Annotated in this window: 15 protein-coding genes and 1 riboswitch; of the genes, 7 read left to right on the forward strand and 8 right to left on the reverse strand. The window is 66.2% G+C overall.

Going from position 1 to position 12,781, the window contains the following annotated elements; genetic code table 11:
• Positions 1–22 precede the first annotated feature (22 nt).
• The 4 genes from pgi to AC1DYU_RS25640 all read left to right on the forward strand — a co-directional run bounded on the left by pgi (position 23) and on the right by AC1DYU_RS25640 (position 4,982).
• Complete coding sequence (gene pgi, locus AC1DYU_RS25625; protein ID WP_476794096.1) at positions 23–1,666, forward strand: glucose-6-phosphate isomerase; 1,644 nt, start codon at positions 23–25, stop codon at positions 1,664–1,666.
• An 88-nt stretch (positions 1,667–1,754) separates the two neighbouring features.
• Positions 1,755–2,003 carry a FitA-like ribbon-helix-helix domain-containing protein gene (locus tag AC1DYU_RS25630; protein WP_476794081.1) on the forward strand — a complete coding sequence of 83 codons (249 nt, stop codon included), beginning with the start codon at positions 1,755–1,757 and terminating at the stop codon, positions 2,001–2,003.
• On the forward strand, positions 2,000–2,425 hold the full coding sequence (locus AC1DYU_RS25635) for a PIN domain-containing protein (RefSeq protein WP_476794082.1): 426 nt from the start codon (positions 2,000–2,002) through the stop codon (positions 2,423–2,425). Before AC1DYU_RS25630 ends, AC1DYU_RS25635 begins: the two co-directional genes overlap by 4 nt.
• A 199-nt stretch (positions 2,426–2,624) precedes the next feature.
• Positions 2,625–4,982 (forward strand): xanthine dehydrogenase family protein molybdopterin-binding subunit, encoded by a 2,358-nt coding sequence (locus AC1DYU_RS25640; protein WP_476794083.1) that lies wholly within the window; start codon positions 2,625–2,627, stop codon positions 4,980–4,982.
• Here the strand turns inward: AC1DYU_RS25640 and AC1DYU_RS25645 are convergent.
• The 6 genes from AC1DYU_RS25645 to AC1DYU_RS25670 form a co-directional block, all read right to left on the reverse strand.
• Positions 4,936–5,703, reverse strand: coding sequence for an SDR family oxidoreductase (locus AC1DYU_RS25645; RefSeq protein WP_476794084.1), 768 nt, complete (start codon positions 5,701–5,703; stop codon positions 4,936–4,938). The genes AC1DYU_RS25640 and AC1DYU_RS25645 overlap by 47 nt on opposite strands.
• A gap of 10 nt (positions 5,704–5,713) precedes the next feature.
• Positions 5,714–6,655, reverse strand: a complete 942-nt coding sequence (locus AC1DYU_RS25650; RefSeq protein ID WP_476794085.1) for an ABC transporter substrate-binding protein — start codon at positions 6,653–6,655, stop codon at positions 5,714–5,716.
• A gap of 169 nt (positions 6,656–6,824) precedes the next feature.
• Positions 6,825–7,574 carry an ABC transporter permease gene (locus AC1DYU_RS25655; protein WP_476794086.1) on the reverse strand — a complete coding sequence of 250 codons (750 nt, stop codon included), beginning with the start codon at positions 7,572–7,574 and terminating at the stop codon, positions 6,825–6,827.
• Positions 7,571–8,335, reverse strand: coding sequence for an ABC transporter ATP-binding protein (locus tag AC1DYU_RS25660; RefSeq protein ID WP_476794087.1), 765 nt, complete (start codon positions 8,333–8,335; stop codon positions 7,571–7,573). The genes AC1DYU_RS25655 and AC1DYU_RS25660 overlap by 4 nt, the downstream gene beginning before the upstream one ends.
• A complete protein-coding gene (locus tag AC1DYU_RS25665) occupies positions 8,325–9,776 on the reverse strand; it encodes an acyl-CoA reductase (protein ID WP_476794088.1) in 1,452 nt (483 codons plus the stop codon). Before AC1DYU_RS25665 ends, AC1DYU_RS25660 begins: the two co-directional genes overlap by 11 nt.
• Before the next feature lie 2 nt (positions 9,777–9,778).
• Positions 9,779–10,828 carry a LuxE/PaaK family acyltransferase gene (locus tag AC1DYU_RS25670; protein ID WP_476794089.1) on the reverse strand — a complete coding sequence of 350 codons (1,050 nt, stop codon included), beginning with the start codon at positions 10,826–10,828 and terminating at the stop codon, positions 9,779–9,781.
• 132 nt (positions 10,829–10,960) lie between these two features.
• A riboswitch (TPP riboswitch) is annotated at positions 10,961–11,088 on the reverse strand.
• A gap of 130 nt (positions 11,089–11,218) precedes the next feature.
• Between AC1DYU_RS25670 and AC1DYU_RS25675 the strand changes: the two genes are divergently transcribed.
• Together AC1DYU_RS25675 and AC1DYU_RS25680 are read left to right on the forward strand one after the other, a co-directional pair.
• Positions 11,219–11,428 (forward strand): hypothetical protein, encoded by a 210-nt coding sequence (locus tag AC1DYU_RS25675; RefSeq protein ID WP_476794090.1) that lies wholly within the window; start codon positions 11,219–11,221, stop codon positions 11,426–11,428.
• A 33-nt stretch (positions 11,429–11,461) separates the two neighbouring features.
• Positions 11,462–11,734 (forward strand): hypothetical protein, encoded by a 273-nt coding sequence (locus tag AC1DYU_RS25680; protein ID WP_476794091.1) that lies wholly within the window; start codon positions 11,462–11,464, stop codon positions 11,732–11,734.
• 216 nt (positions 11,735–11,950) lie between these two features.
• On the opposite strand, the gene AC1DYU_RS25685 is transcribed toward AC1DYU_RS25680, so the two are convergent.
• On the reverse strand, positions 11,951–12,325 hold the full coding sequence (locus tag AC1DYU_RS25685) for a hypothetical protein (RefSeq protein WP_476794092.1): 375 nt from the start codon (positions 12,323–12,325) through the stop codon (positions 11,951–11,953).
• Positions 12,326–12,375: 50 nt separating this feature from the next.
• A complete protein-coding gene (locus AC1DYU_RS25690; protein ID WP_476794093.1) occupies positions 12,376–12,615 on the reverse strand; it encodes a hypothetical protein in 240 nt (79 codons plus the stop codon).
• On the opposite strand from AC1DYU_RS25690, the gene AC1DYU_RS25695 reads away from it, so the two are divergent.
• Positions 12,614–12,781: transposase (locus AC1DYU_RS25695; RefSeq protein ID WP_476793798.1), on the forward strand; the 168-nt coding region annotated here is incomplete at its 3' end. The genes AC1DYU_RS25690 and AC1DYU_RS25695 overlap by 2 nt on opposite strands.

The following is a 12,781-nucleotide window of genomic DNA, read 5'->3' on the forward strand; positions in this document are numbered from 1 at the left end:
GGCTGCGCCAGCGGCCCATCGCATCGAACGGAGCTTCATCGTGCAGGATGAGATTTGGGCGCAGCTCGCCGACCACCGCGCTGCGACGAAGGCGCGCAATCTGCGCAGTCTCTTCGCTGACGATGCCGCGCGCTTCAGCACGTTTTCGGCGACGCTCGACGATCTGCTGCTCGACTATTCCAAGACCGCCGTTACAGCCGAGACGCTGGCGCTGCTGCTCAAGCTGGCACAAGCCGCCGATATCGCCGGCAAGCGCGACGCCATGTTCGCGGGCGAGGCGATCAACACAACCGAGAACCGCGCCGTGCTCCACACTGCACTCCGCGCACCCGCCGGCAGTCGCGTCATGGTCGATGGCGCCGATGTGATGCCCGAAATCCATGCCACGCTGGACAGGCTCTCAGCCTTCGCCGAGGGCGTCCGCAGCGGCACGATTCCCGCGTCCGACGGCGCCCCCTTCACCGACGTCATCAATATCGGCATCGGCGGCTCCGATCTCGGCCCGGTCATGGCGACGCTGGCGCTGGCGCCCTATCATGACGGCCCCCGGCTGCACTACGTCTCCAATGTCGACGGCGCCCATATCGCCGACACGCTGGCGAAGCTCGATCCGGCACGCACTTTGGTGATCGTCGCCTCAAAAACCTTCACCACCGTCGAGACCATGACCAATGCCGCGACCGCGCGGCGCTGGATCGCGGCTGCGCTCGGCGAGGCGGCGGTCGGCAGCCATTTCGCCGCGGTCTCGACCGCACTCGACAAGGTCGGCGCCTTCGGCATCGCGTCGGACCGCATCTTCGGCTTCTGGGACTGGGTCGGCGGGCGCTATTCGGTCTGGTCGGCGATCGGCCTGCCGGTGATGATCGCGATCGGCGCGGAGCATTTCCGCGCCTTCCTCGCCGGGGCCCATGCGATGGATGAGCATTTCCGCACCGCGCCGCTAGCCAAGAACCTGCCCGTTCTGCTCGGTCTCGTCGGCATCTGGCATCGCGATGTCTGCGGCCACGGTGCCCGCGCCGTCCTGCCCTATGATCAGCGCCTGCTGCGCCTGCCGGCCTATCTGCAGCAGCTCGACATGGAATCGAACGGCAAGCGCGTCCGCAAGGACGGCTCTCCGGTGACGCGGCCGACCGGCCCGCTGGTCTGGGGCGAGCCCGGCACCAACGGCCAGCACGCCTTCTACCAACTCATTCATCAGGGCACCGACACCATCCCTTGCGAGTTCCTCGTCGCGGCGCAGGGTCATGAGCCGGAACTGACACAGCATCACCGGCTACTGCTGGCCAACTGCCTTGCCCAAAGCGAGGCCCTGATGAAGGGCCGCACACTGGAGGAGGCGCGCGAAATCCTCGCCAAACAGGGCATGGCGCCCAATGCGATCGAAGCGCTCGCCCCCCACAAGGTCTTCCCCGGGAACCGTCCCTCGGTGACGATCGCCTATCGCAATCTCGACCCCTTCACGCTCGGCCGCATCATCGCGCTCTACGAGCACCGCGTCTTCGTCGAGGCGGCTATCTGGGGCATCAACGCCTTCGACCAATGGGGCGTCGAGCTCGGCAAGGAGCTCGCCACCGCCCTGCTCCCGGTGATCGAGGGCAAGGCGCCCGCGGATACGCATGATTCCTCGACCGCCGGCCTCGCCTGCTATCTCGCAGGCCAGGCCTGAATATGACGCGAAGCGGGCAGGTGGAGCCTTCGCTTGCCTCGAATGCAATCACTGCTTAATTTGCCATCAATGATGACGGAGCGCGGCGATGGCGAGCATGACGATCCGCAATATCGATGACCAGTTGAAGACACGCCTGCGGATGCGTGCGGCCTCGCATGGTCGCTCCATGGAAGACGAGGCCCGCGACATTCTGCGCGCGGCGCTCTCGACCGAAAAGCGCCCCTCGCGCAATCTGGCCGCGACGATCCGCGCGCGCATCTCGCAGACCGGCGGCGTGAAGCTGGACCTGCCGCCTCGCGAGCCCATCCGTGAACCCGTCGATTTCGGCGGATGATCGTTCTCGACACCAATGTGATATCCGAAATGCTGACACCGGCGCCGAACGCGTCGGTCGAGGCATGGCTGGCCGCACAGCCGCCGGCATCGATCTTCACGACGGCGATTACGCAGGCGGAGATTCTTTATGGGCTCCGCCTTCTCCCGGACGGAAAGCGCCGAACCGACCTTGAAGCGGCGATCCGGCCGATATTCGCCGAGGATTTCGAAGATCGCGTCCTGTCCTTCGACCCACAGGCCGCCGATATCTATGCAGGCATCGCCGCCGCTCGCCGACAGGCCGGCCGACCGATCAGCCAGTTCGATGCCCAGATCGCAGCGATAGCGCTGTCGCGCGGTGCCGCCATCGCCACCCGCAATGTGGCCGATTTCGCAGACATCGGCTTGACCATCCTCAATCCATGGCAGTTCACGGGATAGCGGCTGCGCCGGTGACGACAGGCCGTCGCAGCGATGTGTCTCGAGCCCGCGCTGCCTGCCGCCATCGGCATGCGCTATGCACCGCAGACTGCCCGCAAGGCGGCTTCACCGGCGCTTGCATCGGCAACGGCATCACGCGGCCCTCGGGCGAGAGTGAATCGATATGAATGACGGCGTTGCTGCTTTGGATTCTCGTCGCATGACGCCAGCTCCCGACGACCCACGCTCCCTGCGTCGCCGCGAGGACCGGCGCTTCCTCACGGGGCAGGGCGACTATCTCGACGACCGGCTGGTGACGGGCGAACTCTTCGCCGCCGTGCTGCGCTCGCCCCACGCCCATGCCACGATCGTCTCGATCGACACAGCTAACGCCGCAGCCTTGCCCGGCGTGCGCGGCGTCTACACCTCAGCCGATCTCGACGGGCTCGGGCCTCTGCCCTCCTATATCGTGGTGGCGACCGTCGAGCCGCTGATCGTGCCGCCGCGCCTGCCGCTGGCGAACGGGCGGGTCCGGCATGTCGGCGATCCCGTCGCCTTCGTCGTCGCCGACAGCGCGGCGCTGGCACGCGAGGCCTGCGAGCATATCGTCGTCGATTATGACATCCTGCCTTCGGTCACCGATCTGCGCAGCGCGCCAGAGCCGGATGCCGCGCAGATCTGGCCGGAGGCGCCGGGCAATCTCTCCTACCGGTTCCATCGCGGCGATGCGGCCGCGGTCGCGAAGGCTTTCGCCGAGGCGGCGCATGTCGTCACCTGCGACCTCGTCAACAACCGCATCGTCGCCGCCGCGCTCGAACCGCGCATCGCGGTCGGGCATTTCGATCCGGAAACCGGCGTCTATCATCTCGAAATCAGCGGCGCCTCGGTCCACGCCATCCGCCGCGAGCTGGCGGAGGGCGTCTTCGGCCTGCCGCTCGACAAGGTCCAGGTCTCCTGCCCCGATGTCGGCGGCGGCTTCGGCATGAAGAACGTCACCTATCCCGAACATGCGCTGGTGCTCTGGGCCGCGCGCAAGCTCGGCCGGCCGGTGCGCTGGAGCGCCGAGCGCATCGAGGATTTCACCGGCGGTATTCACAGTCGCGACAATGTCAGCACGGCGAAACTCGCGCTCGACCGGAAGGGGCGCTTTCTCGCGCTCGCAGTCGAGACGATCGGCAATCTCGGTGCCTATGTCTCCTCGCTGGGGCCGGGAAGCTCGACCAATGCGCCCGCTGCCGCCATGGGCGGGCTCTACGACATTCCGGCGATGACGATGGATGTGCGCGGCGTCGTCACCAACACCGCCCCGATCGATGCCTATCGCGGCGCCGGCAAGCCCGAGGCGAACTACCTGATCGAACGCCTGATCGAAAAGGCGGCCCATAAGCTCCGCATCGACCCGGCCGAGTTGCGCCAGCGCAACTTCATCCGCAGATTCCCTCACCGCTCCGCCTTCGGCACCACGATCGACTGCGGCACCTTTGGCGAAAATCTCGACCAAGTGCTGCTGGCCGCAGACCGGGCGGGCTTTCCCGCCCGTAAGCGCGCGGCGAAGAAGCGCGGCAAGCTGCGCGGCTTCGGCATCGGCTGCTTCCTGGAAACCTCGCGCGGCCAGCCCAATGAGGAAGCCTGGCTGCGCATGCGCGATGACGGCACCATCGACATGGCGGTCGGCACGCAGTCCAACGGCCAGGGCCACGAGACCTCCTTCGCCCAGGTCGCGTCGGCCAAGCTCGGTCTGCCGGTCGAGACGTTCAATCTCGTCCAGGCCGACACGACCCGCGTCCCGCGCGGCGGCGGCCATGGCGGCGCCCGCTCGCTCCACCTCGGCGGCACAGCGCTGGTGATGGCGGCCGACGACCTGATCGCCAAGGCAAAGCCGATCGCGGCGCAGTTGCTGCAGGTGGGCGCAGACGAACTCACCTTCGAGAACGGCGGCTTCCATGCCGCGGCTGGGCCGGACGGACTGCAGCGCGAGATCGACCTGTTCGCCGTGGCAAGGCATGTGCTCGACAGCACCGGCACAGGGCTGGAAAGCCATGGCGACAATGTCTGCGACATCATCACCTTTCCAAACGGAGCGCAGGTCGCCGAGGTCGAGATCGACCCGGAGACGGGCGCCATCTCACTGGAGCGCTATGTCGCGGTCGACGATTACGGCACGCTGGTCAATCCATTGCTGACCGAAAGCCAGGTTCATGGCGGGCTGGCGCAGGGCATCGGCCAGGCGCTGCTGGAGGAGGCGGTCTACGATCCCGATTCCGGGCAGTTGCTCAGCGCGACCTTCATGGACTACGCCATGCCTCGCGCCGACGACCTGCCATTCTTCGACCTCGCCATGGTCGAGGTGCCGACCAAGGCCAACCCGCTCGGCGTCAAGGGCTCCGGCCAGGCCGGCTGCATCGGCGCGCCGCAGACGGTGATGAACGCCGTGCTCGACGCGCTGCGCCCGCTCGGCGTCACCCATCTCGACATGCCGGCCACCCCCGCCCGGATCTGGCGCGCGATCCGCGATGCGCAAGCTCAAAGCCTTAAGCCATCACCAGCCCGCCATCGACATGCAGCGTCTGGCCGGTGACGAAGCCGCTCCAGTCGGAGGCCAGGAACAGCACCGGGCCGGCCACATCCTCCGGCGTCGCGATCCGGCCGAGCGGCGTCTGCGCGATCAGCATGTCCTTCACCGCCTCGCGCGTCCCTCTGCTGGCGTCGGTCGGATAAACCAGGCCGGGCGCGACGCAATTGACCCGGATACCGAGCGGTCCGAGTTCCGTCGCCAGATTGCGGCTGAAGCCGATCAGCGCGGCCTTGGCGGTGGTGTAGTCGTGATAGGCGATGCTCGGGCGCGCCACGAGGTCGCTCGCCATGTTGACGATCGCCCCCCTGCCCCGCTGCCGCATCAAGGGCAGCACGGCCTGGCAGACATGATAGGTTGCTTTCAACGCGCCATCGATTTGCGCCTGATAGGCCGACCACGGCGTCTCCCAGAACCGCGCCCGGTCGTCGGGGTCGAAGACATAAGGCGCAAAGGCGTTGTTGACGACGGCGTCGATCCGCCCAGCCTCCTCGCCGATGCGCGCCACCATCGCCTCGACCTCGTCGGGCACGGTAACGTCGGCCGCGATCGCCAGCGCATTGCCACCCGCCGCCCGGCAAGCCTCGACGACCGCCTGCGCCGCCGCCTCACTGCGCCGGTAATTCACGATCACCAGCCCACCCTCGGCGGCGAATGCTTTTGCGAGCGCGGCGCCGATGCCCCGGCTCGCCCCCGTGACGAGGATGGTTTTGTCGCGGAATTTCATCGGCATTGCCTCAAGGGATCAAATCCGACTTCACGACCTGCGCGATATCGATCGGCTTCACGATCAGCCCCAGCGTGTGGAAGGTATCGGCGCCCTTCTGCATCAGCTCCGGATCGAAATGGCCGAGACCCTTAGCGGCCGTCGTCGGCGACACCGTCGAGATGTTGCGCAATTTGATGATCTCGAGATTGAGCGTCTCGTCGCGGCCGTTGATCGCCCGTGTTACCGCGACCTTGGCGGCTTCCTCGGGCTTGGCGATCATCCAGGCGGCGCTGTCGCGATAGGCTTCGAGGAAGCGCTTTAGCAGCGGCTTCTTCGCCTCATAGGTCGCCTGCGTCACGACGAAGATGTCGCTCGGCAGGTTGAGATGGTCCTTCACCTCGATGACGTCGAAATCGGCCAGCCCCTTCGACTTCGCCACCAGCAGCCCGGTATCGGTTGCGGCTGTGGCATCGACCTGGCCCTGGATCAGCGGAGCGAAGTTGAGCAGCCCGGTGACCTCGATGGTCGCATCCTTCTCGGTGAGGCCGACCTGATGCAGCAGCACCTGCAGGTTTTGCCGCGTACCGCTCGACAGGCTGTAGACGCCGATGCGCTTGCCCTTGAGATCGGCCGGGCCCCTGATGCCGTTGGCCTTGGGCGCGACGACGTTGAAGACATTCTGCGGATAGATATTGTAGATCGCGACGAGCTTCTCGCCCTTGTCGAGCGCGAGATAGAGCGCGGCCGGATCGGTGAAGGCGATGTCGGCCTGGCCGGTCAGCATGGTCTGGATCGCCGAGCCCCCGCCGGTGCCCGGCACATAGCCGAGATCGATGCCCTTGGCCTTGAAGAAGCCCTTGTCGGGCTCGGCCAGCAGATTGGTGATCTCGCTGATCGGCTGGCTCCAGCCCGCGACGGTGACCTTGTCGAGGGTCTGGGCTTGGGCAGACGCGCCGATGAACATCGCCATGAAAGCGGTCGCTATCCCCCAAGCCCTCATCCTGAGGAGCCGCGAAGCGGCGTCTCGAAGGATGCTCCAGATGGTGCGGGAGCCTCCTAAAGCATCCTTCGAGACGGCCCTGCGGGCCTCCTCAGGATGAGGGCTCATGGGGCTGAACCGGCAAATCGAAGACATCGGCCTATCCTTTCAGATGGTGGCGCAGCAGCAGCCGCTCGGCCAGGAGCGCGGCCTGGTAGAAGACCATGCCGAGCAGCGTGATCACGATGAAGAGCGCAAACATCAGGCTCGAATCCATCACGCTCTGGGCGGCGATGATCGAGGCGCCGAGCCCGGCCCGGCCGCCAATGAACTCACCGACGACGGCCCCGACCAGCGCCAATACGACCGCGACGCGAAGCCCGGCGAGGATGACCGGCAGGGCGCTCGGCAGCTTCAGCCGCAGCAGCGTCTGGAGCCGGCTGGCGCCGAGCATGCGGAAGAGTTCGCGCCTGGACGGATCGACCTGGGCGAGCCCCGTCAGCGTGTTCTCCATCAGCGGGAAGAAGCAGATCAGCGCGGTGATCACCACCGTCGGCGTCATGCCGAAGCCGAACCAGACGATGAAGAGCGGCCCGAGCGCGAGCTTGGGCACGACCTGGCTGGCGACGATATAGGGGTGCAGCAGCCGGCGCAGGAAGCTGGCCTCAGCCAGCAGGAAGCCGGTTCCGAGCCCCACGGCGCAGCCGAGCGCCAGACCCAGCGCCATCTCGGTGGCGGTGATCCGCAGATGCGGCCAAAGACGCCCGGTCACGATCTCGCTCCACAAAGTCGCGAAGACAGCGGACGGCGCCGGTACGATCAGCGCCGGCACGCCGCCGAGCCGGCACCAGGCTTCCCATGCGGCGAGCAGGGCAAGCAGCAAGAGGGCCGAGGCGAGGCGGGCCATCATGGCGCTGCGTCCATCGCCTGCCGTAACTCCCGGCAAAGCGCGTTGAACGGCTGGGCGTAGCGCATCTCGCGCCGGCGCGGGCGCGGCAAGTCGATGGAAAGATCGTGATGCAGCCGGCCCACCGCCATGATCGCGACCCGGTCGGCGAGATAGACGGCCTCGGTGATGTCATGAGTGACGAAGAGCACGGTCGTCGCATGCAGCGCACAGAGCGCCAGCAGATCATCCTGAAGCTCCTCCCGCGTCAGCGCATCGAGCGCCGCGAAGGGCTCGTCGAGCAGCAGCAGATCCGGTTCCGTAATCAGCGCGCGGGCCACCGCGACCCGGCTCTGCTGCCCGCCCGAAAGCTGTCCCGGATGGCGCTCTCCATAGACGCCGAGCCCGACCCGTTCGAGCAGGGCCCGGGCCTTGTCGCGATCCTGCGCAGTCGGCCGGCGCTTCAGCGACACCGGCAGGAGCACATTGTCGATGACGCTGAGCCAATCGAGCAGCGTCGGCTGCTGGAAGACGAATCCGATGCGCGCACCCGGCCCCGTCAGTGCCGCGCCATCGATCCGGACGCTGCCCTGGTCCGGCGCAATCAGCCCGGCCGCCAGCTTCAGCAGTGTGGTCTTGCCGCTGCCGCTGCGGCCGACCAGGCAATGAAAGGCGCCGCGCGGGATCGCCCAGACGACGCGGTCGACGATGACCGGCTCCGCGCCATAGCGGAAACTCGCCCGCTCGATTGCGACAAAGCTATCCTTTGCCGGCTCAATCGACATAATCAGCGAAACCTTCGGCGGCGAGTTCGGCCGATTGCTCGATCTCGGTGATCGTCACGAGGTCGAGCAGGTTGAAGCGCCCGTCATTGTGCCAGCCGGCTTCGGGCGCGGTCATCCGCCCGAAGGCCGAGATCCGCGTCACGCCGGCCTCGCCCAGCAAGGCCGCGATCCGGAACAATTCCTCGGGTGCAGCCGCAACCGCCGCGCTCTGCAGGAAGGCCCGGAACGGCACGATCAACGGAATGACATCGTCCAGCCTGTCGACGGCAACGATCTTGAGTGTGCGGTTCAGCCCGCTCGGCGCCAGCGGCTCGGCCTCTTCGACCAGAACGACGCTCCAGGGATCGGCGGCATCGCCGAGCACGACCCGGCCCTCCCCGTCGAAGGCGCGCATCTCCTCGGCATTCCGCCAGGAGGCGACGCCGGCGGCCTCCGCCACCGACAGCGCCCGGCGCGGATGCCGGCGCGCGAAGCCCGCCAGCTCGCGCGAGACCTGCTCGGCGAAATCGCGCGGTGAAACCTTGCCGCCGCGTTCGACGAACAGCATCTGCGGCGCGTAGCAACCCTGCTGCTCGTAACGGATCACATCATGGGCGACGAGCCGCGCGAGCGGCCCGGCCCGGCGTGTGTCGAGCGCGTCGCCTGAGACCAGCCCGAAGCCGATCTTGTAACCATGGGCTAAGAAGCGCGCGGTCACCGGCGCGCGATCCCGGATCGCCGCCAGCGCTGCATTTCCGCCGAACGCAACGACCGTGTCCGCCTCGTTCAGCCAGACCTGCTCGCTCTGCGCATCGCCGCCCTTCCACCAGACGATGGCCATGCACTCGCCAAGCTTCGGGTCGATCTCGGCCAGGACTTTCGCGAACCAGCCCGCCAGCAGCGGCTCGGCGCTCGCGACCTTGCCGATCGTGCCCGCCTTGACCAGCAGCCCCGAGATCAGGCTCCACAGCGGCAGGCCGGGCACATTGCCGGCCCATATATGCAGCAGCAGCTCCGGCCCATAGGCCCGCGTGAAGCCGCCCTTCATCGCCGGCTGGAAAGCGTCGAGCAGGCCCGGATTGGCGAAATCCTCGGCGAGGAAGCGCTGCAATTGCGGTGCGCGAAAGGTCCTGAGATAGCCGGAAAGTCCGAGCCGCACCGTCTCGGCATCATATCCGGTCACGATTGGCAGCACAGCTTCCGCCTTGCGCCGCCAGGGGTCGTCGCGGTCGAGCAGCCGCGCCACGGCCTTGTCGATTGTGGCGACGATCTGCGCGACGGAGAGCGTCTTCAGATACGCCCGCGCATTCTCCCGAACACGGACGGCCAGCGCGAGGCTCTGCGCCTCGCTGAGCACCGGCACGGAGACCTGCGCGCTCTCGCCCCAGGCGGCAAAGTCGAGCACGCGCCATTCGACCTCCTCGGTCGACAATCCCGGCAGATGCCCGGCGAACTCGGTCACGGCTAACCCCGCGCCGCCTTCAGGAACTCGGCGACGGCGAGCGAACAGCCCCTGGAATCCGCCCCGTCAACGCGGCCGAGCAGCCTGAAGCCGCCTTCGACCATGATGCCGGCATCCTCGGTCAGGATCGCCGAGACGCAGTTGAAATGAGCGAGGTCGTGATGCACCAGCACACCCGTCGAACCCTCGGGCAGGTCCCGCCCGCTCACGGGATCGACGACCCGGCTGCGGATCCAGTGCGGCCCGGACTTCACCGGCGGGCAGGTCGCATTGCCGTCATCGTAGAACTGCGTGCTGAGCTCGGTCATGCCGTACATGTTGATGCAGGCGCTGCGCGGCACGCCGAGCGCGTCCGAGAGCGCATCATAGAACGCATCGGCGCCCATCTCGCGCGACTGCCCCTTGAATCCGCCGGTATCGAGGATGCGGCTTCCCTCGGGCAGGGCAAAGCGCCGCCCTTCCGCCGCCAGCGCATCGAGCAGATGCACGAAGCTGTAGCTCGCGCCGAGCAGCGCATAGGGCTGCCCCGAGGCCTGCGCCCGCTCCAGCGCCGCGATCAGCCGGGCCAGGTCGAGACCATCCGCCCCGATGAAGCCTTCGCTGGCCGCTGTTCCGCACTCCCGCTTCGCCAGCGCCAGATAATGCGCCAGAGACGAGTTCGGCATCGCCTCCTCGTCGGGGAAGAGGATGCCCATCTCGATCCGCTCCAGCCCTTTCATCAAGCGCGCGCGGAAATTCACCAGCATCGAGCGGTCGTAGACGGAAAGCGTCGGGTGATAGCTGCAGCCCCGGACGCCCCCTTGCGTCGTGCCGCTCGTCATGAAGACGCGCTCTGCCCTCTCGGTCTGGCTGCAGCTCAGCGTCAGATCCTTGAAGGCGGTGATCGGCACGGCGGGAATGTCGCGCCAGTCGCGGACGGTCAGCGTGGTGCGCCCACGCTGGATGGCGAAGCGCCGATAGGGCTGGTTGTGGGCGAACTGGTAGGCGAAGACGTCGAGCGCCACGCGCTCGAAATCCGCCTCGCTCGCCGCGTCGCGGTCGATGAAGGCCAACAAGGCCTCTATGATCTCAGCTTCCGTCACGTCCAGCCACGCCTTCCCGAAAGGCACCCATGGTCCGGCGACATGCCTTGCACGGGGCCTGAGAATCCGGCCTTCGGCGCGAGTTTGGAAAAGGGGCAGCTGCCCGCCCGATGTCCCGCATCCCTACGCCGGTATGAACCGGATCAGGTTCGGAGGGTCACCGCGTCGTCCGGATTTGGCCCGAACCGGCGGAATCTCAGCCTCCTAGCGAGGCCCCCCTGGGAACGCCATCAGCATGACGGCGCGCATGCGGCGATGTCAAGAATGGCCGCCCGCGCCGCGGGCATGGCCAAAGCTCGCCGATGAAACATTGCGGGTGCGACGCGCGTTGTCGAAGCAAACCCGCCAAGGAAACGAAACATGGAACTTCCGCAGGACGTGCCTCTCGTCGTGATCGCCAGCGAGGACGAATATCAGGAAGCGCTGGCAAAAATCCGCGCCGCCAGCGTCCTGCCGGCCGGCACGCCAGAAACGATCGAGGCCGCGGGTCTCGTCGCCGCGGTTCGTGCATGGGAGCACGAGCACGGCGCCGAATCCGGCACGCCGGCCAGCAACGTACCCGCGCACTGAGCCGGGGCAGTCACCCATCCAGGGAGATCTCACATGGATAGGACCCGCGAAAACCCCACGCTGCTCGTCGAGGACGACGGGCGTCGCATCGCCGAAGCAGAGGGCGCCGCGGCGAGCCATCAGACCAGCCCGCAGACCAATGTTCACGACGAAGGCAGCGATGCCAACGATACGGCCGACGGCCTGACGGAATCCGAAGAGGCGGTACGTCACGCGGCCGAGGATATTCCGACGGGTCAACGCCCCGAAGGCCAGGCCGACACAGTCCCCGTCTTCGATCGCGGATCGCTGCCGCCAAAGGTCTGACGTCACCGGCCGCTCAGGCCGCTCCATCGGAGCCTGAGCGAAGCAAATCGGCGTAAGATTAAGATAGGGGAAGTGGCGGACAGGGAGGGATTGTCCAAATTTTCCAGAGAATTCAGCAAAATCAATGGCTTGAGAGCCGCGAATTTCGATCGTGTGTACCACTCCTGTGACCCGCCGTCGAGCCAGCGAAGGGGTTTCGTGGAGAGCCTCTAATGGCTATCGAGAATAATTATACTCACCGTAAATCTCGATAAGCAGCCCCCCGGTCTCTTCTACGAAATTGAGCTCGTTGATTTCCGGAAGGTACTCAACAAGGAACTCATTCGGCTGGGGCAGCATTTTGCCGTGGCAGCGCAGCGTCGAAGGGCCTGATCGAGGACCGCCGGCATTGTCGAACGTGCAGGACCAACCGGACGCCTTCACGTAGTCGTAAAACGGCTTGAGATTGCCCAGCCGATGTTCCGTGCCGTCCAGATGAACCTTGACTTGGGTTGCTACAGGAAAGTCCATCTGGCGCCATTTGATGCGCGGTGTTTGCGCCGTGGCGGTGGACGCCGCCAGGCAGGCCGCGAGGATGAAGGGCATGCGCATGCTGGGCCTCTTGTGATCCAGTTGAGTTGGGCTTGGAGCGTGATGGTCGTTCAGTCGTAGATGACCGCGAACAGATCGCTGAAAGGCTTCCCCTTCCACGCGTTGCTGTTCATACTGGCCAGGCTGAAGCTGCGTCCATCCGGGTTGACGGTCCATTGGATTGAGACAGGCTCGCCGACCGACCAATAGGCGTCCTCCGCCCAGGCTGTGACGTGCTCCCCGAAAACTCGGCCAGTCCGAACTGGAATTTTCCACTTATGATCCCGGGATCGGGACGAGGAGAGTTCCATGAAGGCATCGAAGTTCACCGAGGCGCAGATCGCGTTCGTTTTGAAGCAGGCTGAGAGTGGCGTGCCGATCGCAGAGGTCTGTCGGAAAGCCGGGATTTCGGACGCGACGTTCTATAACTGGCGTAAGAAGTATGCGGGCCTGATGCCGTCGGAGATGAAGCGGTTG

This window comes from Allobosea sp. P2_B12 (assembly GCF_056404835.1).